This window comes from Archaeoglobus fulgidus DSM 4304 (genome assembly GCF_000008665.1).
GTDB lineage: Archaea > Halobacteriota > Archaeoglobi > Archaeoglobales > Archaeoglobaceae > Archaeoglobus > Archaeoglobus fulgidus.
Genome location: NC_000917.1, coordinates 189,389 through 209,796, shown reverse-complemented (window position 1 = coordinate 209,796; position 20,408 = coordinate 189,389). Strand labels below are relative to the sequence as shown.

20 protein-coding genes are annotated in these 20,408 nt (G+C 50.2%); 10 read left to right on the top strand and 10 right to left on the bottom strand.

What is annotated here, in order from left to right:
• Positions 1 to 85: 85 nt before the first annotated feature.
• Complete coding sequence (locus AF_RS01155) at positions 86 to 760, bottom strand: amino acid ABC transporter permease (RefSeq protein ID WP_010877743.1); 675 nt, start codon at positions 758 to 760, stop codon at positions 86 to 88.
• 39 nt (positions 761 to 799) lie between these two features.
• Positions 800 to 1,594, bottom strand: a complete 795-nt coding sequence (locus AF_RS01150; RefSeq protein ID WP_010877742.1) for a basic amino acid ABC transporter substrate-binding protein — start codon at positions 1,592 to 1,594, stop codon at positions 800 to 802.
• Positions 1,595 to 1,835: 241 nt separating this feature from the next.
• On the opposite strand from AF_RS01150, the gene AF_RS01145 reads away from it, so the two are divergent.
• From AF_RS01145 to pheA, 4 genes are read left to right on the top strand one after another with little or no spacing between them, the layout of a single operon-like run.
• A complete protein-coding gene (locus AF_RS01145) occupies positions 1,836 to 2,609 on the top strand; it encodes a 2-amino-3,7-dideoxy-D-threo-hept-6-ulosonate synthase (protein ID WP_048064192.1) in 774 nt (257 codons plus the stop codon).
• Positions 2,584 to 3,555, top strand: coding sequence for a 3-dehydroquinate synthase II (locus AF_RS01140; RefSeq protein ID WP_010877740.1), 972 nt, complete (start codon positions 2,584 to 2,586; stop codon positions 3,553 to 3,555). Before AF_RS01145 ends, AF_RS01140 begins: the two co-directional genes overlap by 26 nt.
• Before the next feature lies 1 nt (position 3,556).
• Positions 3,557 to 4,147, top strand: a complete 591-nt coding sequence (gene aroD / locus AF_RS01135) for a type I 3-dehydroquinate dehydratase (RefSeq protein ID WP_010877739.1) — start codon at positions 3,557 to 3,559, stop codon at positions 4,145 to 4,147.
• Positions 4,144 to 6,006: a prephenate dehydratase gene (gene pheA, locus AF_RS01130; RefSeq protein ID WP_010877738.1), complete on the top strand. Its 1,863-nt coding sequence runs from the start codon at positions 4,144 to 4,146 to the stop codon at positions 6,004 to 6,006. Before aroD ends, pheA begins: the two co-directional genes overlap by 4 nt.
• Here the strand turns inward: pheA and AF_RS01125 are convergent, their stop codons facing one another.
• From AF_RS01125 to AF_RS01110, 4 genes are read right to left on the bottom strand one after another with little or no spacing between them, the layout of a single operon-like run.
• On the bottom strand, positions 6,007 to 6,525 hold the full coding sequence (locus AF_RS01125) for a nitroreductase family protein (protein WP_010877737.1): 519 nt from the start codon (positions 6,523 to 6,525) through the stop codon (positions 6,007 to 6,009). It abuts the gene before it with no gap.
• A gap of 10 nt (positions 6,526 to 6,535) precedes the next feature.
• Positions 6,536 to 7,474, bottom strand: a complete 939-nt coding sequence (locus AF_RS01120) for a branched-chain amino acid ABC transporter permease (RefSeq protein WP_143274355.1) — start codon at positions 7,472 to 7,474, stop codon at positions 6,536 to 6,538.
• A complete protein-coding gene (locus tag AF_RS01115; RefSeq protein ID WP_010877735.1) occupies positions 7,471 to 8,325 on the bottom strand; it encodes a branched-chain amino acid ABC transporter permease in 855 nt (284 codons plus the stop codon). Before AF_RS01115 ends, AF_RS01120 begins: the two co-directional genes overlap by 4 nt.
• Positions 8,326 to 8,336: 11 nt before the next feature.
• Positions 8,337 to 9,479, bottom strand: a complete 1,143-nt coding sequence (locus tag AF_RS01110; protein WP_010877734.1) for an ABC transporter substrate-binding protein — start codon at positions 9,477 to 9,479, stop codon at positions 8,337 to 8,339.
• 168 nt (positions 9,480 to 9,647) lie between these two features.
• Here AF_RS01110 and AF_RS01105 point away from each other — a divergent pair, with 168 nt between their 5' ends.
• Positions 9,648 to 10,331, top strand: a complete 684-nt coding sequence (locus AF_RS01105; protein ID WP_048064602.1) for an ABC transporter ATP-binding protein — start codon at positions 9,648 to 9,650, stop codon at positions 10,329 to 10,331.
• The gene (locus AF_RS01100) at positions 10,318 to 10,992 is read left to right on the top strand and encodes an ABC transporter ATP-binding protein (protein ID WP_010877732.1); all 675 of its coding nucleotides are present in this window, start codon (positions 10,318 to 10,320) and stop codon (positions 10,990 to 10,992) included. The genes AF_RS01105 and AF_RS01100 overlap by 14 nt, the downstream gene beginning before the upstream one ends.
• Before the next feature lie 11 nt (positions 10,993 to 11,003).
• On the opposite strand, the gene AF_RS01095 is transcribed toward AF_RS01100, so the two are convergent.
• Positions 11,004 to 12,524 carry an acetyl-CoA carboxylase biotin carboxylase subunit gene (locus tag AF_RS01095; protein WP_010877731.1) on the bottom strand — a complete coding sequence of 507 codons (1,521 nt, stop codon included), beginning with the start codon at positions 12,522 to 12,524 and terminating at the stop codon, positions 11,004 to 11,006.
• A gap of 192 nt (positions 12,525 to 12,716) precedes the next feature.
• Between AF_RS01095 and AF_RS01090 the strand changes: the two genes are divergently transcribed.
• Genes AF_RS01090 through AF_RS01080 form a run of 3 tightly spaced genes read left to right on the top strand, consistent with a single transcriptional unit; the run spans position 12,717 to position 16,515 of the window.
• Positions 12,717 to 14,216 carry a 2-isopropylmalate synthase gene (locus AF_RS01090; RefSeq protein WP_048064191.1) on the top strand — a complete coding sequence of 500 codons (1,500 nt, stop codon included), beginning with the start codon at positions 12,717 to 12,719 and terminating at the stop codon, positions 14,214 to 14,216.
• Complete coding sequence (locus AF_RS01085; RefSeq protein ID WP_010877729.1) at positions 14,216 to 15,385, top strand: potassium channel family protein; 1,170 nt, start codon at positions 14,216 to 14,218, stop codon at positions 15,383 to 15,385. Before AF_RS01090 ends, AF_RS01085 begins: the two co-directional genes overlap by 1 nt.
• Positions 15,382 to 16,515 carry a cation:proton antiporter gene (locus AF_RS01080; RefSeq protein WP_010877728.1) on the top strand — a complete coding sequence of 378 codons (1,134 nt, stop codon included), beginning with the start codon at positions 15,382 to 15,384 and terminating at the stop codon, positions 16,513 to 16,515. Before AF_RS01085 ends, AF_RS01080 begins: the two co-directional genes overlap by 4 nt.
• On the opposite strand, the gene AF_RS01075 is transcribed toward AF_RS01080, so the two are convergent.
• From AF_RS01075 to AF_RS01065, 3 genes are read right to left on the bottom strand one after another with little or no spacing between them, the layout of a single operon-like run.
• Positions 16,485 to 17,228, bottom strand: coding sequence for a tRNA (adenine-N1)-methyltransferase (locus AF_RS01075; protein WP_010877727.1), 744 nt, complete (start codon positions 17,226 to 17,228; stop codon positions 16,485 to 16,487). The two genes, AF_RS01080 and AF_RS01075, sit on opposite strands and share 31 nt — an antisense overlap.
• On the bottom strand, positions 17,225 to 17,554 hold the full coding sequence (locus AF_RS01070; protein ID WP_010877726.1) for a nascent polypeptide-associated complex protein: 330 nt from the start codon (positions 17,552 to 17,554) through the stop codon (positions 17,225 to 17,227). The genes AF_RS01075 and AF_RS01070 overlap by 4 nt, the downstream gene beginning before the upstream one ends.
• A 33-nt stretch (positions 17,555 to 17,587) precedes the next feature.
• Positions 17,588 to 19,618, bottom strand: coding sequence for a COG1361 S-layer family protein (locus AF_RS01065; RefSeq protein WP_010877725.1), 2,031 nt, complete (start codon positions 19,616 to 19,618; stop codon positions 17,588 to 17,590).
• A 53-nt stretch (positions 19,619 to 19,671) separates the two neighbouring features.
• On the opposite strand from AF_RS01065, the gene AF_RS01060 reads away from it, so the two are divergent.
• The gene (locus AF_RS01060) at positions 19,672 to 20,385 is read left to right on the top strand and encodes a TrmB family transcriptional regulator (protein WP_048064189.1); all 714 of its coding nucleotides are present in this window, start codon (positions 19,672 to 19,674) and stop codon (positions 20,383 to 20,385) included.
• Positions 20,386 to 20,408 lie beyond the last annotated feature (23 nt).

Sequence of the window (20,408 nt, the reverse complement as noted above, 5' to 3'; positions counted from 1 at the left end):
AGCTCTGAATGTGGGTTGGAGCTTTTGAAAATCTTCGATGCCCGGGCCCACATGTAACCTTTACTGTTTTAGGCCAAACTTGTAACTACTTCACCTGATACGTGCCAAGCTTTTTCTGCGAGTATGCGACGAGCCTGCTGAGGGGGATGGTCATCATCAGGTAGAAGAGAGCCACCCCGAGGAAGGGAGTCCAGGCGTTGAAGGTTGTGTTGACTATCTGCCTTCCCACTCTTGTCAGCTCCACAATGGAGATGACCGACAGCAGCGAAGAGTCCTTCAGCAGGGCTATGAACTCGTTGCCCAAGGCAGGCAGAATGTTCCTGAAAGCCTGCGGAAAAATCACGTACCTCATGGCCTGAAGGTAGGTCATGCCGAGGCTTCTTGCAGCCTCCATCTGGCCGATTGGAATCGACTCTATTCCTGCCCTCACAATTTCGGCAATGTAGGCACCGCTGCAGATGCTGAGCGCAATTATTCCGGCTGGCTCTGGCTGGAGGTTGATGCCGATGGCTGGAAGGCCGAAGTAGACGATGAGTATCTGCACGAGCAGAGGTGTTCCTCTGATTACCTCCACGTAGGCAGTAGAGATTGCGAAGGGCAGGGGATTTTTTGAAACCCTTCCAAGGCCGGCAATGGTGCCAATGATAAGTCCGAAGAAAATGGAGATTAGAGTTAGCTTCAGCGTCACGCTCGCCCCGAATGCGAGGTCGGGAAGTATCCGTATGAATAGGTCAATGTCGAACTGGTTTATAGCTGCCATTGAGCCTTAAAAAAAGGAGGGATATAAAAAATTTTTTTGTTACTCTCCAAACCATTTGTTGTAAATCTTGTCGTAGGTCCCGTCTTCCTTGATTTCCTTGAGAACTTCATTGATTTTCTCCAGCAGAGCAGGATTATCCTTGTTCACAGCAATACCGTAGTACTCGGGTGCAAATTCGTCGGACTCGACAATGCGGTAAAGTCCAGGATTCTCTTTTGCTGCAATGTAGGCTACGAAGTTGTCGATGATGGCAGCATCAGCATCTCCCTTCTGTACAGCCATCAGAGCCTCGGGTGTGCCTTCAAACCTCTTTATTTCTAGCTGGATTCCCTTCTCATCCTTAAGTCTCTGAGCTGCAAAGTCTCCCGTGGTTCCCTGCTGCACCGCAACGACCTTCCCGTTGAGGTCTTCGACGTCCTGAATGTCGGTCTCATCGGCCCTTGTGATAATCACCTGCTTAGCCTCAAAGTACGGGTCGCTGAAGTCAACCTGCTTTGCCCTCTCCTCCGTGATTGTCATCGCAGAGCAGATGACGTCGTACTTGTGAGCCAGCAGGCCCGGAATGATGCCGTCCCATGCAGTGTTCACGAACTTTGCCTCGAGCCCCATCCTCTTTGCAATTTCCTTCATGAGGTCGATGTCGAAGCCAGCGTACTCTCCGGTCTTCTCGTCTGTGAACTCAAAAGGCGGATAGGCTATATCGCTCCCCACAGTCAGATAGCCCGGTTCCACGAGCTTTATCTGAGCTTTTTCTTCCTTTTGCTCTGCCTGCTGAGTGCAACCGAGCAGAAGCAGAGCGGCCAGTAAAACCAGTATTGGAACTACTTTTTTCATGAGGGCTCACAATTTTTAAAACTTAAAAAATTTTCGATAGATAAATCAAAAATTGGAAAAGCTTAAATACATGCTGCTAAACCTTCCTCCAATGCATGGTGTAGCCAAAACCAGGGTGTTTGGATTTTATTTTAGGTTTAGCTTTGGCTACTGGTTTAGCTTCTAATTAGCGGGAGGTGTTCTGCAGTGGCTCCGTGCTTGTGTATGGGTTTATGCTCTAAAAATATAAGAGGTGTTTTATATGTTAGGTAAAAGAAGAAGGATGTCCAGAATAATGAAAAACGGAAGGACAGTAATACTCCCGATGGACCACGGGATAACGAAACCGGAAAAAGGGATTGAAAAAGTGGATAGAGTCGTTGAGGAGGTGCAGGATTATATCGACGCAGTCATAGTGCATAAAGGCGTCGCGAAACGCTCTGCAGTTCTTGCAGATATTGATGCAGCTTTAATCATCCATCTCAGCGCCTCAACCTCCCTCGCTCCTGATCCGAACGACAAGAGAATTGTTACGAGCGTTGAGAAGGCAATCGCTCTTGGGGCCGATGCTGTGAGCATTCACGTAAACATTGGCAGCAAAACGGAGGCTGAGCAGATAGAAAAGGCAGGAACAATTTCAGAGATTTGCGATGACTACGGGATTCCCCTTCTGGCGATGATGTATCCGAGAGGTAGCATCGATGTAACCACTGAAACCGTAAGGCATGCGGCCAGAATCGGATACGAGCTCGGAGCTGACATTCTGAAGGTTCCATACGTGCAGAGTTTCGAGGAGGTCGTTGCGGTGTGCGATATTCCCGTCGTCGTAGCTGGGGGGAGCAAGGGAAGCGAGCACGAGTTCCTGAAGAGGGTAGAAGATGCAATTGCAAAAGGTGCTGCGGGAGTGGCTGCGGGGAGAAACGTATTTAACAGCGACCATCCAGTGAGAATTGCCAAAGCACTGCACATGATAGTCCATGGCAATATGCATATGGAGGAAGTGATGGAGTATGAAGGAAATATGGTTGTTGGCTGAAAGCGAAAGCTGGGATGAAGCGAAGGAGATGCTGAAGGATGCGATAGAAATCGGATTCGACGGGGCGCTCGTGAGGAGGGATTTTCTTGAGAGAGCTGAGAAGCTCGGAAGAATGAAAATTGTACCAATTGAGGATGCAGTCGTTAAAATCTCCTCCGCAGAGGATCAGGAAAGGGCGCTGCAAAGGGAAGTGGTCGTTCTGAAGTTCGAGGACTGGAAGGTGATTCCTCTCGAGAACATCGTGGCAATGAAGAAAAGCGGGAAGGTCATCGCTGCGGTCGATACGATCGAGGATGCGAAGCTTGCCCTGACCACCCTCGAAAGGGGGGCTGATGGAATAGCGGTTAGCGGGGACAGAGAGACGCTGAGGAAGTTCTACGAGGTTGTTAAGGAAGAAGGGGAGAGGGTTGAGCTCGTGAGGGCAAGAGTTAAGGAAATCAGACCTCTCGGAGTTGGGGAGAGGGTTTGCATAGACACCGTCACCCTAATGACTCCGGGAGAGGGTATGCTCGTCGGGAACCAGGCATCATTCATGTTTCTCGTCGCCAGCGAGAGCGAGGAGAGCGAGTACGTTGCTTCGAGACCTTTCAGAGTTAATGCAGGCAGCGTTAACGCCTACCTGAAGGTTGGGGATAAAACCAGATATCTGGCTGAGCTTAAGGCTGGAGATGAGGTTGAGGTTGTAAAATTCGATGGAGCGGTGAGGAAGAGCTACGTTGGGAGAGTAAAAATTGAGAGGAGGCCGTTGATTCTAATCAGGGCTGAGGTCGACGGCGTTGAGGGGAGCGTAATTCTGCAGAATGCCGAAACCATAAAGCTTGTTGCCCCGGACGGAAAGCACGTTTCAGTTGCCGAGCTGAAGCCCGGAGACGAGATTCTTGTCTGGCTGGGAAAGAAGGCCAGGCACTTCGGAGTTGAGGTTGACGAGTTTATCGTGGAAAGATAGCATGAAGCTTGTTGCAACGCTTTCAAGTCCGGAGGAGCTCGAATTAGCTGAGAAGGCTGATGTTGTCGAGCTAAGAATCGACCTTTTCGATTTTAGCGGTGCCAGAGTTGATAAAGAGAAAATTCTGACGTGCAGAAGGGTTTCGGACGGAGGGAAGTTCGAGGGTGATGAGAGGGAGAGGATTGAAAAGATGAAGAGAGCCTTTGATTCGCTCAACCCCGATTACGTTGACCTCGAAAGCGACCTCCCGGACTCGGCCTTTGACTTCAACTGCAGAATAATCGAATCCTACCACAACTTTATCCGCACTCCAGACTACTCCGAGCTCAAAGGCATCGTTGAGGGCAGGAGGGGGGATTTGGTGAAAATAGCCACGATGGGAAAAAGCAAGAGGGACGTTGAGACCATCGTCCGAATCCTCACGAATTACGATGACGTTGTAGCTTTCCTCATGGGGGAGAGGTTTAGCTTCACGCGCGTCCTCGCAGCTTACTTAGGCTCTCCATTCATTTACTGCTATGTTGGAAGCCCAAAGGCGCCTGGGCAGATAAGCCTGGATGATGCGAGGGAAATAATCAGCAGGCTGGGGTGATTTCTGTGAAGATTCTTATCTACGGCGTTGGAAACATGGGAAAGCTTTTCAGAGACATCTTCTACGGCAAGGGATACTACGTCAGGGGATACGACATAGACCAGATGAAGAGAGACACAAACAGCATTTCAGGTTTTGACGTCATATTCGTCTGCACTCCCATGTATGCTCTTGAAGAGGCCTTAGAGCACATAAAGAGGGAGGCGAAAAAGGAGGCCTTGCTTGTGGACGTTTCGTCTGTCAAGAAGGTTTCCGTTCCGCTGTTTGAGGAATCTGGATTCGACTTCCTGAGCATCCATCCGATGCTTGGCGGGGACAGCGAGATTTCCCTCTCAAACGTAATAGTCGTTAGGGAGTCGGGAAGGGAGGAGGAGAAGGTAATCCTCGAGGAGCTCAGGAAATGCGGAGCCGTGCTCAGCAGGCTCGACGTTGAGGAGCACGACAGGAAGATGGCCGAGATTCAGGGGATAGCTCACTTCGCTCTCGTTTCAATGGCCGACTTTCTCAGGTACGGCAAGGAAGAGCTCAAATACGCATCACCGATTTTCACCGTCCTCTACAAGCTCGCAAGCAGAATAATAAACCAGAACTGGGAGATGTATTTCCAGATTCAGAAGAACGCCGAGGATGTCAGGGAGGAGTATCTCAGAAGGGCTATGGAGTTGCACGAAAAAATGAAGGACAGAGAGAGCTTCAGAGAAATCTTCGAGAGTTTGAGAAAAATCTACACCGACTACGAGTCGAGCACGATTATCCTCGAATCCTACAAAGCCACCAAAAAGGCTGAAAGCATAGAGGAGCTTCGGGGGCTGATAAAGTCCATAGACTCGCTGATTCTGAGGCTCATAGAGAGGAGAATCGACGCGGCAAGGCAGATTGCGAGGATAAAGATGGAGCGGGGGGAGCCGATTGAGCTGAAGGATGTGGAGGAGGAGAAGCTCTGGGAGGTTATGTCGAAAACTACACTGAATCCGGTTAAGCTGAAGGAGATTTTTGAGGGAATAATGAGCCTCGCAAAGGAGGAGGAGTACAAGGTAGCGGGAGTGAAGTATACAATCGCCGTTCTCGGTCCTCAGGGAAGTTTCAGCGAGGAGATGGCTTTGAAGCTCGTTGGCTCACGCGTCCCGCTTCGCTACTGCTCCACCACAGATGAAATAATCAAGCTCGTTGAGAGCGGTGAGGTGGACTACGGCCTTGTTCCGATAGAGAACTCCGTCAACGGAACGGTTTTGCCGGTCATCGATGCTCTGCTGAACCACGATGTTGAGGTCTTCGGAGAGGCTAAGCTTGAGGTCAACCACTGCCTCGTTGCAAAGAGAAAAATAGAGCTGAAGGAGATAAAAACAATTTACTCCCATCCCCAGGCTGTCGCTCAGTGCATGGGCTTCATAAACAACTACCTGCCGTCGGTTGCGATAAGATACACGACATCAACCAGCGATGCAGCGAGGATGCTCGATGACTATTCGGCAGCGATAATGTCTGAGAACGCCGCAAGGTTTTACAGGCTGCACGTGCTCAGAAAGGGAATACAGGATTTGAAAGGCAGGAACATAACGAGGTTCTACCTCATAAGAAGAAGGTCGGGAAGGAGTGAGGGGAAGATAACCTCCCTCTTCTTCGGAGTTGAAGATAAGCCGGGAGCACTGAAGGATGTGCTGGAGGTCTTCCACAAAAAGGGGTTTAACCTCAGAAAGCTCGAATCGAGGCCTGCCGGAACGGGTCTGGGGGACTACGTCTTCTTCGTTGAGGTAGAGGCGCCTCTGAGGGAAGAGGACCTGTTGGACTTGAAACAGGTCACGACCTTCTACAAAGTGGTTGGAGTTTTTGATGAGGTCAAGAGGATGAGCACCCTCTAATCACCATTTTTCGAAGTGCGTGAGCATGCTCACCGGATACCTGTTTCTTGGAGACGGATTCTCCGCTGGGTGGCCAATTGGAATTATCGCCATAGGTCTCACGTATTCGGGCAGCTCCAGAATCTCAGATACCTGTTCTTCATCGAAAGCTCCCACCCAAACCGCTCCGAGGTTCAAAGCGGTGACAGCAAGGAGAATGTTTTCGATTGCCGCCGTTGCGTCCTGCTCGGCGTAAAGTCTCCCTCTCTCCCCGTAAACCCTCATGCTTCTCGGATAGTTGGCGCAGACAACGATAACAACGGGCGCCTCAGCTATGAACATCTGCTTCAGAGCGGCCATGGCGAGCCTTTTTTTAGTTTCGGGGTTTCTGATGACGACAAAGTCCCTTGCCTGAAGGTTTCCGGCTGAGGGTGCGGCGTTTCCAGCCTCCAGAATCTTCATCAGAATTTCATCGTCAACGTCATCCTGCGTAAACTTCCTTATTGAGACCCTTCTGAACAGCAAGTCAAGGCATTCCATAATCTCAGTTTTACTTCTGCTTATTGACTTTTACCTTGTGGTAAAGACCTTCCGGCATCAGAATTCCGACGGCTATCAGAAGGGCGTAGAGGACGATGTCGTCGTTTATAGGGAGAGAGAGCGTTCGAATGATCTGTCCGAGCCACCAGTTCTTCGCAAGGTAAATTACTATGGCTCCAGCAAGAGGGCCGTAAAGAGTCCCCAGTCCTCCGAGAACGGCTGAGAGGATTATCAGCAGCATCAAAGGTACTCCGTAAAGCTCCGGACTTACGGTAACGCGGTAGTTAACGACCATCGCTCCAGCAATTCCCGCAAAGAAGGAGCTTAGCGCGAAGGCGAGAACCTTGTATTTGGTCGCGTTTATTCCCAGACTCTCGGCAAGCTCCTCGCTGTCCCTCAAAGCCATAAACCTCAGCCCAATCCTGCTGTCCACCACCTTCTTCATTACGACTAAGGACACGACGAGAACTGCAAGGCTGAAGTAGTACTTCTCCACGGTTGTTGTGAGCATCGTGTTCTCTATCGCAAATCCTTCCTCACCACCAAAAAGCTCCCTCCAGATGAAGACCGTCTGCATGAAGACGAGCGGAAGTATTGCCGTAACCAGGGAAAAGTAGTAGCCTCTGAGTCTGAGCGTGATAATACCAATTGAAAGCCCAACTCCTGCCGCAACAACACCGCCGGTTATTATTGCCAATGCCGGATGCAGCGACAGCCCCGCCCTTATAGGAGTCTGCAGAATTGCTGCAACGTAAGCTCCAAGCCCCACAAAGGTTGTGTGGCCCAGGTTCACCTGCCCCGTGTAGCCTACCATGAGGTCCCAGCTGATAACCATTATTGCGAAAATGTACGCGAGGCCGAGGATGTAAAGGTACGCCTCCGGAAGAATGAACGGCATGACCGCAGCGACAATCAAAGCCAGCGCGTTAAAGGCCCTTGTTATCCTCATTCTTCCACCCCGAACAGACCCGTTGGCTTGACAATTAGAATCGCCACGATCGTTAGAAGCATCACGAACTCGGACCATCTCGCTCCGAGGAAGGTTATCGTCGTCACGAGAATGTATCCCACTATGAACGATGCAACAACACTGCCCCTAAGGCTGCCAAGCCCACCGAGAATTACGATGGCGAAGGCGTAAATTAAAGCCCTCAGGGAGACTTCGGGACTGACTGCAAATATCTGGGCGTAGAGAATCCCAGCGAATCCTGCAAGGACGGATGAAAGAACCATCACAAGGAGAAATATCTTTTCGATGTCAATCCCTACCATCATGGCCGCTCTGCTGTCCTGAGCTGTAGCTATAACCTTCTTTCCGAGCTTGGTTCTCGTCACAAAAACCTCAAGCGCAGTGAGGCAGAGGACCGCTAGGACAAATGAAAGAATTCTCATATAGGTAACCTTAACACCCCCTATCTCTGCAAACCCGCTTACAAATGGCTCGATGGATACGCCTCTGTCCCCGTACAAAACCAAGAGTACTTGCTGCACCAGAAGGGCGAATGCGAGCGTCAGGATGATAACCATGACCTCCCTATCCCTCACAGGCTTTGTTAATGCGTAAACCGCCAAACCGATTAGCGCTGAAAGCAGCAAGCCTGCGAGGATGGCAAGGTAAAGGTTGTACCCCTCGCTTATGAGAGCGTATGCCAGAAAGGCGGAGCTGACGAATGCTGCACCGTGGGCGAAGTTCAGAATCCTCGACACACCAAAAATTAGGGAGAATCCTGAGGCGACGAGCCCCCAGATTCCCCCCACCACAGCACCAAATACGGCTATCTTGACCAGCGTCTCGATCATACCCTCTCAGCCTACTTTTCTATCCAAGGCGGCAGCTTGAGCTCTCCGTTAGCCACGGAAGGCGGATAAATTATGTACTGCTTTCCATCCTGCCACTGCGAAATCCAGTTGCGGACGTAGTCATCGCCCCACATCAGGTCGTGGTTAGGGTAGAAGGCGATAGTTCTTGTGAGCTTAACCGGATTGGAGGCATCGAACTTCTCCAGGTATTTAACCAGAACGTCTGGATTGAAGGGGTCCTTCTCTCCGTTCTTGGCAGCCATTTCAACGACCATCTTGTAGAGGTAAACGGCGTCGTAAGCCCCGTACGCCTGGTGGGATTCAGGGTAGTGGCCGTATTTCGCCTTGTATGCCTCAACGAACTCTCTGCACTTTTCTGTCGGAGGAGCTGTCACAAGCGCTCCGCCATCGGCGAGGAAAATCTCGTAATTTGCCATTCCATTCGTTTTCTCGTAGAACTCAGGGTCAATCGGAGCGAGGTCGTGTCCGGCGAGCAGCAGATTTGGCTTTAAGGTTGCCCACTGCTTGGCCAGAACGTCTCCCGTTCCAGATATTGCCAGAATGGGCATTATCAGGTCTGCATTGAGGCTTTCAGCTTCAAGTATAAGCTGCTCATATTCAGAGTAGCCCCTCGGAATCTTGACGTCCTTGACAATCTCAACACCCATCTCCTCAAGCAAAGGCTTCAGAGCGGCCATGACAGGATCAGTCCACACATGCTCGTCCCTGATTATGTAGACCTTCTTCACCTCGTAGCCGCTGTCCCTGAGGAACTTTACCATGTCCGCAAGGTCGAGAGCAAAGGTCGAGCCGTTGTTCTGCGACACCCTGAACCAGTACTTGTACTTCTCGTAATTCTGCTCCACCTTCTGGGCATGAGCGGGAGAAGATGCATCTGAGAGGAAGAGAGTCTTCGTCTCAGCCATCGTCTCCATCATTGCGGTCATAACTCCGCTGGAGAAGCCACCGATGATTACGTCAGCATTCTCTACAGTTGCAAGCCTCCTGAACTCAGATGTCGCTGTGTTGGAGTCGAGCTTGGTGTCTCCAACCACCACCTCCACCTTGTATCCCAGTATGCCTCCCTGAGCGTTTATCTCCTCAGCGGCAAGCTTTACTGCTTTTTCTTCCGCCTGACCTTCGGGTGTGGCCATCGGCCTATGACGCCTATGACCACCTTATCCCTTTCAGCCTTCTCCGGTTGCGCACATAGCGATGTGATAGCGGCAAGCAGTATTAGGGCTGTTAGCACAGCTTTAGCATGTCTCATGGTTTGGATAAGCAAAGCAAAGTATTTAAACCTTGCCGAAACAGTAAAAAGCATGCTAAAAGTCAGAAACGTGCACAAGAGGTTCGGGGAGTGCAGCGTGCTTGAGGGTGTAAACCTTGAGATTGACAAGAGTGAGAGGGTCGGCATCATAGGCCCGAACGGGGCTGGCAAGACAACGCTTTTCAACATCATCACGGGCTTTCTGAAACCCGACAGAGGAGAAATAAGGTTCAGGAGCAGAGATATAACGGGCCTTAAGCCAAACCAGCTGGCGAAGATGGGGATAGTGAGGACCTTCCAGATTGTGAAGGTTTTCAGCAACATGACGGTTGAGCAGAACATGCTCACGGTCTCGGATGACCTCGACTACCTCAGAGAGTTTGGGCTGTGGGAGAAGAGGCACGAGCTTGCAGCAAACCTATCTTACGGGGAGCTGAGAAAGCTGAGTATAGCTCTTGCCCTAGCCCCAAATCCGAAGCTTCTCCTCCTCGACGAGCCCTTCTCAGGGCTAAGCCCGAAGGAGGCTAGGGACCTTGCGGGGATAATTGAGAGCATAAACCACAACGGCCAGTCGATAGCAATCATCGAGCACAGGCTGAAAGATTTGTTCAATGTTGCAGAGAGGGTTGTCGTGCTGAACTCAGGCAGGATAATCTTCGAGGGGCACCCTGAGGAGGTTGTTAGGGAGAAGACCGTTGTTGAGGCCTATCTAGGGAGGAAGTATGCCGTTGCTTGAGGTGGAAAGATTAAACGCCTTCTACGGGAAGGCTCAGGTTCTCAGAGACGTGAGCATAGCCGTTGATGAAGGCGAAGCCGTAGCCGTTCTCGGCCCCAACGGAGCGGGTAAGACGACTTTGCTGAACTCCATTTGCGGTCTTGTCAGGGCAGACGGCAGGATTGTTTTTGACGGCAGAGATATTTCCGCACTCAAACCCCACGAAAGGATAAAGCTTGGAATCGCAATAAGCCCTGAAGGTAGAAGGCTCTTTCCCGAGATGAGCGTTGAGGACAACCTTCTTATTGCCGGAGACTCCAACAAGCTCGATTTTGTTTACAACATTTTCCCCAATCTGAAGGAGAAGAGAAAGCAGAAGGCAAAGAACCTGAGCGGTGGAGAGCAGCAGATGATTGCGATTGCGAGGGCCTTAATGCTTGAGCCCAGACTTCTGCTCCTCGACGAGCCGTCGATGGGGCTCGCACCGATTGTGGTGGAGAACATCGCCGAGAGAATTGAGACGATCAAAGAGGAGCTTGGAATTTCCATCCTTCTGGTGGAGCAGAACACGCAGATGGCTTTCGATGTAGCCGACAGGTTCTACATCCTCGCAAGTGGGCAAATTGTCAGGGAGGGCACGATTGAGGAGATGGAAGAAATAGAGCAGGAGTATTTCGGTTAAGAAAATTTTAATCAGGCTCCCAGGCTGAAAATTGCCTGCCAGATTCTCTCTTCAATTCCGCGCTCCAGTTCCTGCTCGTATGCGTCGATTGCAGTTACGATGGCGGATATTTCCTCCCATGTAAACTCGCTCTCCATGAATATCTCGTCGAGCCTCGCCTTTATCGGCCTGAAAATCCTCAAGTACTCCTTTACCTTCTCCGCAATGTTCCTCTCTTCCACGAACTTCGTGTGGATGTTGCCCCTAACAAACTCCTCATCGTTGAGCACAGCGAAATGGAAGGGGATGTTCGTTTCCACACCCTCTATGATGTACTCGTAGAGAGCCCTCTTCATCCTCGCAATGGCCTCCTCCCTCGTCTCGCCGTAGGCGATGAGCTTGGAAATCATGCTGTCGTACTCCTCCGGAATCCTGTAGCCCATGTGGATTCCGCTGTCAACCCTTATCCCAATTCCTCCCGGGCTTCTGTAGTGCAAAATCCGTCCGCTTCTCGGATAGAAGTTTACAGGGTCCTCGGCATTTATTCTGCACTCAATTGCGTGTCCCCTAATGGCTACATCCTCCTGTCCGTGCCTGAGTTCCTCACCGTAAGCGATGCGAATCTGATACTTCACGATGTCAATGCCAGTAACAACTTCAGTTATTGTGTGCTCGACCTGAAGCCTTGAGTTTATTTCAAGGAAGTAGAAGTTTCCGTTCTCGTAAAGAAACTCGAAGGTTCCGGCGTTTGTGTATCCGATTTCCCTCGCTCCCTTCACCGCAAGCTTTCCGAGCTCCTCCCTCATTTCCTCGTTCAACGCTGGAGATGGAGCCTCCTCTATGAGCTTCTGGTGCCTCCTCTGGATGCTGCACTCCCTCTCGCCCAGATGGATGACGTTTCCGTGCTGGTCTGCAAGAATCTGAACCTCTATGTGCCTCGGTCTCGCAAGATACTTTTCGAGGTAAACGGTGGAGTCCTTGAAGTAGCTCTCACCGAGCTTTTTCGACTTTCTGAAAGCTTCCTCAAGCTCTTCTTGACTGTTGACAACTACAATGCCTATTCCGCCTCCACCTCCAGAAGCTTTGACCGCTACGGGGTATCCAATCTTCTCCGCCCACTCCTTCGCCTCATCAACGGTATCAATTTTCGGTGAGCCCGGAATGACAGGAACTCCAGCCCTCTGCATGCTCTCTCTCGACCTCACCTTCGAGCCGGCGATGCGTATAACTTCAGGAGATGGTCCGATGAAAACGATTCCCTCCTCTTCGCACCTTTCCGCAAACTCGGCATTTTCCGCGAGAAAGCCGTAGCCAGGGTGAATTGCCTCCGCTCCAGACTTCTTGGCAACTTCAATGATTCTGTCAATGTTGAGATAGCTGTCTCTTGGATCAGCTTTGCCGATGTAGTAGCACTCGTCAGCGTAAACCCTGTGAAAGGCCCTTTTGTCCGCAGAGCTGTAAACCCCGACGGTCTTAATTCCAAGCTCCCGGCAGGCCCTCATCACCCTGACGGCTATTTCCCCTCTGTTTGCCACAAGAATTTTGCTGAACATCCAGTTTTAAGGCTAAAGCCACCGATTTAAAAACCTTTTTTCAAATAGAACTGCAAGAATACGTAAAATCCAAGTAATTGCAACAAGAATACGTATTTGATTTGTAGCAGTTGCCGAGAATTTTATTTATTTCGATAAATTGTTATCTAAGGCACCGAAAACGATTTACAGCTTAGCCTAATGTCAGCAGTGATGACGACAATCAGAGTTTTCGACACCACCCTGAGAGATGGAGAGCAGATGCCCGGAGTTTCGCTCCCCCTTGAATACAAAATCAGAATAGCCAAGCAACTCGACAAGCTCGGCGTGGATGTTATCGAGGCCGGATTCCCTTCAGCAACGAAGGGGGAGTTCGAGTCGGTTAAGGAGATAAGCTCGCTCAGCCTTAATGCTGAAATTTGCGGTCTTGCGAGAATCGTTAAGGAGGATATTGATGCTGCCATTAACGCTAACGTTGATATGGTTCACATTTTCGTCCCCACCTCCAGAATACAGATAGAGCACACCGTAAAGATGTCGAAAGAAGAGATTATTGAAAAATCGGTCGAATGCGTTGAGTACATCAAATCTCACGGCGTAAAATGCATGTTCTCCGCGATGGATGCGACAAGGACGGAGGTTGAATACCTCAAGCAGATTTTCAAGGCCGTTGAAAATGCAAAAGTTGACATCGTGAATGTTCCAGACACCGTCGGTGTAGCGACGCCCTTCAAGTTTTACGAGCTCATCAAGCAGCTGAGGGAGCACCTCAAGGTTCCGATAGACGTCCACTGCCACAACGATTTCGGGCTGGCGGTTGCGAACACCTACGCGGCAGTGATGGCCGGAGCCAATGAGGTGCAGGTGACAGTGAACGGAATTGGGGAGAGGGCCGGTAACGCTGACCTCGCGCAGGTTGTGATGATTCTCCACGCAATCGAGGGGATAAAGACGAACATCAAAACGGAGCACCTCTTCGAGACCTCAAAGCTCGTTGAGAGGCTCACCGGAGTTAAGATGCCACCAAACCACCCGATTGTGGGGGAGAACGCATTCAGCCACGAGAGCGGGATACACGCCCACGGAGTGCTGAAAGAGTACTCAACCTTCGAGCCGGGTGTAGTTACGCCGGAGATGGTCGGACATAAAAGGAGAATCGTCATAGGAAAGCATGCGGGGAGGTATCAAATAAAGAAGATTCTTGAGGAGGCCGGCTACCATCTTGACGACGAGAAGCTGAACCAGATATTCGAGAAGGTAAAGGAGATGGGGGACAAGGGGAAGAGAGTTACAGACCTGGATTTATTTGCCATAGCTGAAGTGGTCATAGGCGAACTGAAGAGGGAAGAGAAGGCCATTCTCGTTGACGAGGTTACAGTTTTGACCGGCAACAAAATCACGCCAACCGCAGTTCTGAACGCCGAGGTTTTCGGTCACAGAAAGGTCACCTCAGCAATCGGTGTGGGGCCTGTTGACGCCTCCCTCAAGGCTGTTACATCTCTGGTTGGGGAGAGCATAAGAATCACGGAATTCAGAATGGACGCCATAACTGGAGGCAGCGATGCTCTTGCTGAGGTTTACGTAACGGTTGAAGACGATGAAGGGCATTCGTTCACATCCAGAGGAGCGGCACAGGACATAGTGATGGCCTCAATCGATGCGGTCATCAATGCAGTTAACTACCTCCTGAGGATGAAGAGGAGAAAGAGCTGATGTACATTGTCGTATCAACCGGAGACAGAGCAGCAAGGATAGCCTCAAAGCTACCAGACTGCATAATCATAGACAGAGACCCTGACTCAGCCGAGAGGCTGAAGGAAAAGGGATTCAACGTTTTAAACGGGGACGCCTCCAATCCTGAAATTCTCGCGAGATTTGACATGGGAGAGAAAATAATTCTTGCAGACAACGACGATTTCAACATTAAGGTTGTAAAAACCGCCAAGCTGCTGGGACTTGACGTTTATGCTGTTGCCGCAGATGAAGACAAGTGCTGGCTTTACGAGGTTGAAGGAGTATCAAAAATTTGCGGCTCGGTTGAAGCTCTGCTGTCAACCATTTTCAGGAAGAACAGGTACTTTGAGATACAAGTTGAGGCTGAAATGGAGGGAAAGACGCTGAAAGAATACGATGCTGGCGAGGATTGCATGGTCATCTCCGTTTTCCGTGATGGAAAAGTCTTACAGCCATTCCCGGACCTTGAGCTGAAGGCGGGAGATTTGCTGGGGCTTGTATGCGGCGAGCAGGTGAGAACCACAAAAAATCCCTTCGACAACATTCTGCTGCTCAAAGGAGACATGGGTGAAGGGGAAATCAGAGAGGCTGAGATGGTAGCCAAGAAGTTCGGAGCGAACCTGATTACCTTTGAAAAAGTCGGTGGCGCTTACGCCTGCGCTCTTGAAGGCTATGGTGAGAGCGTAGAGCTTGAGGAGGCTATCAACATCCTTAAAAAGAGCGACGAGCTTGACCTGATCGCTACGACCTTGACCGAGAAGAACAAAGAAATTCTGAAAAAGCTTGTTTCAAGCTTTCCAACTCTGGTTTTGTCGGGAAGGGATGACTACAGGAGAATTCTCGCTCTTGTTAACACCTCCAACCCGGACACGATAATCAGCATGGCCAAGGCCTTCTCGAGGTTTTTTGGCAAAGCGAAGGCCCTTTTCCTCGACGAGGAGCAGATAAAGCACTTCTCCAAGTTTACGGAAACGGACCTCGAAGTGGAGGTCTCAAGGGGAAACCCCATGGTTGATGCGGTAAAGGAGTTCAAGAGCGGTTACGACCTCGTCATTCTCTCCCTCTCCAATGACATCGGGAACATTGACAGAGACATTCTCTGGAAAATAATTCTCGACAAGGAGTCTTCCGTTCTGGTGGTAGAGTGAGTGAGGTAGAGCAGTTCGCCACCATCGCTTTAATCTCCCTAACCGCCTTCATTTCCCCTTTAATCGCAGACAAGCTAAGGGTTCCGGTAGTTGTTCTTGAGATCGTGCTCGGCATGATTTTCGGTGTTAGCTTCCTTAACGTAATCTACGCTTCCGAATGGCTTTCATTTCTCTCACTTTTCGGCCTCATTTTTCTCATGTTCCTTGCCGGGCTTGAGATTGACGCAGATGTGGTTTTGAAGAGCGGCCATTTAAAGAGGGTTGTAGCGTTCTTCGCCCTCTCACTCGCTCTCAGCGTCGCGTTAACAGCTCTAATGGGATTAAACCTCTTTTACGCTATCATCCTTACAAACGTGGCGGTGGGTGTTGTAGTCTCTGTGCTGAGGGAAATTGGACTGGAAAAGGAGGATTTCGGGCAGCTGAACATAGTAACCGCTCTGGTTTCCGATTTCTCTACGATGTTTCTGCTTTCCATTTACTTCATAACTGGCTACCTGCAGGTAGCCTTTGCCTTCCTGATAATTCTTGTTTTCCTCGCAGCCTACCGCTTCGGTAAGCTGGTGATATGGCACTTTCCTGACTTCATATCGAGGTGGTTCTCGGATGAGCCTTCTGAAATCGGAGTGAGGGGGAGCCTGGCCATCATGATTCTCTTCGTTGGCCTGAGCTCCCTCCTCGGAGTTGAGGCAATTCTGGGAGCTTTCCTTGCGGGAGTTCTGCTTTCGATAACCTTCAGGGGCGGAAAGAAGCTCTACGACAAGCTCTACGGTATGGGTTTTGGATTCTTCATCCCCATCTTCTTCATCAAAACGGGTAGTGAGCTCAATATCACGCAGGCCGGAGAGGGGATTGGTTTCATTCTCCTTCTGCTTGCCGTATCTGTTGCAGTTAAGGGAATTCCATCCCTGATTTTTGCCTCAAACTTCGGTTTGAGAAGGGCGATTTCGATGGGTATGCTTCAGTCCACGAAGCTGAGCCTTACAATCGCCGGTGTGGCAATCGGAGTCTCCTCAGGAGTTATTACCGAGTTCGAGAGCACCGCATTGGTGACATTCACTATAATATCGTGCCTGCTTTCCCCAACGCTTTTCCGCTTCCTCTATCCCAGATACCTTCCAAAAACGAGGTAGCCTGTGTGCCAGACCTTCGTTGAGGTTCTCGTCCCAACTCTTTTGATGTCTAGGTCCACTCTAAGCAACTCGAACGCTTCGAGCTCCTTGAATCCGCGCCTTTCCATTTCCAGATAAACTTCCCTCGCAGCCTCGATGTAGGGGTTGTAAACAACGATATGCCCTCCCGGCTTCAGAATTTCTTTCGCCTTCCTAATGAAGGCAACGTCATCCTTCATGTCGAGAGTGATGAGGTCAAACTCAACCTTAAGGGAGTCCGCAACAGCCAGAGCGTCGCCAACAATCTGGTGAATGTTCTTCAATCCTGCAGTTCTGAAGTTCTCCCTCGCAATTTTAGCAAAGTCGGGCCTTTTCTCCACGGTCACAACCTCCCCGTACTTGTTGAAGTACGCGAGGTAGGCAGCAAGAATTCCGCTCCCAGTTCCGGCGTCGAAAATCAGCGAGTCCGGAGATAGGCCGGTGTAGGCAATTATCGCTCCTATGTCCTTGGGCATGATTGGAGTTGCACCTCTCTTGAAGTGCCTGAAGAAATCTGCCGGGTTGAAGGGGGCAATCCTGTACTTGACACCGAGGTGCGTCCTCACCTCATCCCCGTAGTCCTTTCCCCTAAGCTCCTCAAGGTTGATTATACCGTGATGTGTGTGGAGCTTACCTTCAAACCTGTCAACCAGGAAGCTGTACTTCCCTCTAGTTAAAACAACCGGAGGCTTCATTCCTGCAGCTTCATAAGAGCTTCCGCCAGGTCTCCTCCCGCCTCCTCAAGCGCCCTTCTTGCAGTCTCTTCATCAACGTTGGCCTGCTCCATTATGAGCTTGATATCATCCTCGCTTATTTTCGGCGGCCTCTTTACAACCTCATACTCCCCAACAATCTGGAACGTCTCAACTCCCCTCGCGGAAATCTTGGAAACGTTAGGGTTGCGGAAAATGAGCTCCTCATCACTCGTTCTGATAATAACCTCCTCGGCATCGAGTTCCTCCATTTCTATTCCCATCTGCTTCATCATCTTTTTCATCTGCTTTGGGTTCATCGGAAGCATGGGGAAAATTGTAAGAGGAGGTTAAAAAAGTTTTTACTGCTTTCTTCTTTTCCTCACGAATGCTGCGGCTATGATGAAACCGATTGCAGCGATGCAAATCGCAGCGTAAAGAATGTAAGGTGGAGACGGCTTGACTTCAAGGGATACGACAATGGAGTTGGATGTGTGCTCGTAGTTGCTTTCGTCGTAGTACTTAACCTTTATCGATGCTGGATAGCTTCCCTCGCCTGCATCCTTGTCAACATCAACTCTGAAGCGTGCGGTAACAACATCTCCGGGCTTCACCGTTCCAACGAAGTACTCACCGGGCTGTGATTCTCCGAGCATACCGCCGAAAGTTCCCGTGCCTGCGATGCTGAGCGGCGGGGATACCTCGAGCATGACCACCGCGTTGTAGATTTCAGCATTCCCGGCGTTCTTGAGCTCAACCACCACATCTCCTGTCGAATCGGGATTCAAATCACTCCTAACCGACACTAACTGAAACGCCGCGAGCTTTGGAGCGACGTAAATCGGAAACTCCTCAACGCTGACAAGGTCACTCGCAAAATCATCGTCAAAGGTCTCGACGAGGTAAAGGAGATGATTTCCCGCAACGGCGTCGTTTGAAACTTTCACTCTGAACGTTGCCGTATCGCCGGAGCTTTCGACGTAGGAGGATGATGTTACTGGACTGACGGTTGAGTCTGGGGAGAGCAGGTAGAGCTTTACGTTTCTAGCATCTGACTGAGCAAAGCTGAGCTTCACCTCTCCAACGAGACCGATGCCGAGATTCGACGTCTCGACCTTTGAAACTTTCAGAGCGGGAGCGGGGCTGACGTTAACGCTTACGTAAATTTTCGGGCCGAATGCCTCATCCCCGTACTCATCCCGGTATTTCACAACCACGTAGCCGAGGTAGCTTCCCGGTGGGGCGGAGGAGGTGATGTAGAACACAACATCCCTGCTCTCCCCCCTCTTCACCTCTCCGAGGTAGGGTGTGCTGGTGGACTTCAAAAGAGGATTGTCGAAGCTCAGGACTGCAAAGGCATCCCTGATCTCATCGCCGGTGTTGGTTATTCTCAACGCAAGGTAGCCTCTTGAAGGAATTGTCACGACGTTGCTCATTTTCTGCTCCGAACTCTGCTGCTGAAGCAACGGAATTGATGGAATCTGGACGCTCTGCTCAACTCTTAAGGTTTTGGCAGGACTTAGAAACTCTCCAATCTTCTCGACCTCGAAATAACCTGCACCCTCAATTTTCAGGCCGATGGGCTTTGAGAGCTTGTACGGCATTCCGGAAGATGTTCGAAAAACTGCCACAACTTCTGCAGGATAGGACTGCTGGAAAACACCTTCCGGAACGTAAACCTTGAACATCGCCTCAAAGGACTCCCCAGCATCGAGATTACCGGCATAAACGCTCATCGCCTTCGGCTCGACCATCAGAGGTGGTGTTGCGTTTAAAATGAAGATTGCATCCTCCAAGGCCTTCTCACCGGTGTTTTCCAGCTTAACTTTCAAAACCCCCTCCCTTCCTGCGACGAGGTCTGATGTGATTGAGATTACATCGAAATCATAGTCCTTTTTCTTCACTTCAAATTCCACATCAACTGAAGTCTCCAGACCAGTTTCAAAGTTTATTGTGTAGTTATTCCCCACAGGAACCATTTTCGCTTTCGAGTAAGTGATGTCGAAATATAGGGCGCGCTTTCCCTCGTAGATGTCCTTATCAACGCTAACAACGACGCTAACAGGTATTGCTCTGCCACATGGTACATCTCCTACGAGAATACTCTCGCTTTCCACTTCGATCTGGGAGTTTCTGGGTTCAAGAATGACTGATTTTGCAGTTGTAAGCATTGGTAGTATGTTTGAGGTGTTTTCGTTAATTGGAAGAGGATTATCCAACCACCCTACTACCTCGCAACTGAGAACGATTGTTATAGCCTTCTTATCCCCGGGATGCAGAACATTGCTTCCGGCAACGCTTGCGTGAAAATCGATACTTGCTGAAATTTCTTGGGCCACCGCGGGATAGATGAGAAGGAACGCGACGGCTGTCGCGAGTAATGGCGCACGCATGTCTCATTGAAATCAAAAAAGTTTATAATTTTGTTGTTACCTTCGTAGTAACAATGGATGAAATAATAGAGGTTCTGAAAAGGCTCGGATTCAGGGATTACGAGGCGAGAGTTTACGCAACCCTCGCCACGAGGGGTGAGGCTACGGCAAGCGAAATTCACAGAGTCAGCGGAGTCCCGCGGAACAAAGTTTACGAAGTTCTCAGGTCGCTTGAAGACAGGGGGATGATTGAGACGATAAAAAGCTCCCCAGCCGTTTTCAGGGCGATAGACCCTGAAAGCGTTCTTGAGGAATACAAGGAGCAGCTTGTCAGCGCCGTCGATACAGCCATCAGAAGCATAAGGGAGTCCGAGGACTTCTCAACCCTTCACCCCGTGTGGTGTGTCAGAGGTCTTGCAGGAATAAAGAACAGAGCAAAGGCCATGCTCCAGAGAAGTGAAGAGGTTTTTGTCATCACCGCCAAGAGAGTGTACCTCGACATGATTCTAAAAATCAAGAGTCCTGAGGATATTACGGTCGTTACCGATAACGCTGAAAAATTTTCAGACCTGAGCGTAAAAACCCTTGAGCTGAAAAAGGAGTTTTCAGGCATTTTCAACGATGCTGTCATTGATGGGGTCCGATACCGCTTTGAGCTCCTCCTCATCTCAGGCTACGAGTCCTTCGGCGTTTACAGAGCTGGAGACGAGCTTCTTGGCGTGAGCATAAGCCTTCCGATAATCATACTCTTTCAGAGGATGATCTTCCTCGGACTTCTGGCAAAGTGATTTATTCCACCCGCCTACTTAAA

Excerpts from the sequence above, each read along its gene's own strand:
- AF_RS01120 (WP_143274355.1), bottom strand. The coding sequence starts at position 7,474 with ATGAGGATAACAAGGGCCTTTAACGCGCTGGCTTTGATTGTCGCTGCG.
- aroD (WP_010877739.1), top strand. The coding sequence starts at position 3,557 with ATGAAGCTTGTTGCAACGCTTTCAAGTCCGGAGGAGCTCGAATTAGCT.
- AF_RS01140 (WP_010877740.1), top strand. The coding sequence starts at position 2,584 with ATGAAGGAAATATGGTTGTTGGCTGAAAGCGAAAGCTGGGATGAAGCG.
- AF_RS01075 (WP_010877727.1), bottom strand. The coding sequence starts at position 17,228 with ATGAAGCCTCCGGTTGTTTTAACTAGAGGGAAGTACAGCTTCCTGGTT.
- AF_RS01065 (WP_010877725.1), bottom strand. The coding sequence starts at position 19,618 with ATGCGTGCGCCATTACTCGCGACAGCCGTCGCGTTCCTTCTCATCTAT.
- AF_RS01090 (WP_048064191.1), top strand. The coding sequence starts at position 12,717 with ATGACGACAATCAGAGTTTTCGACACCACCCTGAGAGATGGAGAGCAG.
- AF_RS01110 (WP_010877734.1), bottom strand. The coding sequence starts at position 9,479 with ATGGCCACACCCGAAGGTCAGGCGGAAGAAAAAGCAGTAAAGCTTGCC.
- AF_RS01105 (WP_048064602.1), top strand. The coding sequence starts at position 9,648 with ATGCTAAAAGTCAGAAACGTGCACAAGAGGTTCGGGGAGTGCAGCGTG.
- AF_RS01095 (WP_010877731.1), bottom strand. The coding sequence starts at position 12,524 with ATGTTCAGCAAAATTCTTGTGGCAAACAGAGGGGAAATAGCCGTCAGG.
- AF_RS01125 (WP_010877737.1), bottom strand. The coding sequence starts at position 6,525 with ATGGAATGCCTTGACTTGCTGTTCAGAAGGGTCTCAATAAGGAAGTTT.
- AF_RS01060 (WP_048064189.1), top strand. The coding sequence starts at position 19,672 with ATGGATGAAATAATAGAGGTTCTGAAAAGGCTCGGATTCAGGGATTAC.
- AF_RS01155 (WP_010877743.1), bottom strand. The coding sequence starts at position 760 with ATGGCAGCTATAAACCAGTTCGACATTGACCTATTCATACGGATACTT.
- AF_RS01150 (WP_010877742.1), bottom strand. The coding sequence starts at position 1,594 with ATGAAAAAAGTAGTTCCAATACTGGTTTTACTGGCCGCTCTGCTTCTG.
- AF_RS01115 (WP_010877735.1), bottom strand. The coding sequence starts at position 8,325 with ATGATCGAGACGCTGGTCAAGATAGCCGTATTTGGTGCTGTGGTGGGG.
- AF_RS01145 (WP_048064192.1), top strand. The coding sequence starts at position 1,836 with ATGTTAGGTAAAAGAAGAAGGATGTCCAGAATAATGAAAAACGGAAGG.
- AF_RS01070 (WP_010877726.1), bottom strand. The coding sequence starts at position 17,554 with ATGCTTCCGATGAACCCAAAGCAGATGAAAAAGATGATGAAGCAGATG.
- AF_RS01085 (WP_010877729.1), top strand. The coding sequence starts at position 14,216 with ATGTACATTGTCGTATCAACCGGAGACAGAGCAGCAAGGATAGCCTCA.
- AF_RS01100 (WP_010877732.1), top strand. The coding sequence starts at position 10,318 with ATGCCGTTGCTTGAGGTGGAAAGATTAAACGCCTTCTACGGGAAGGCT.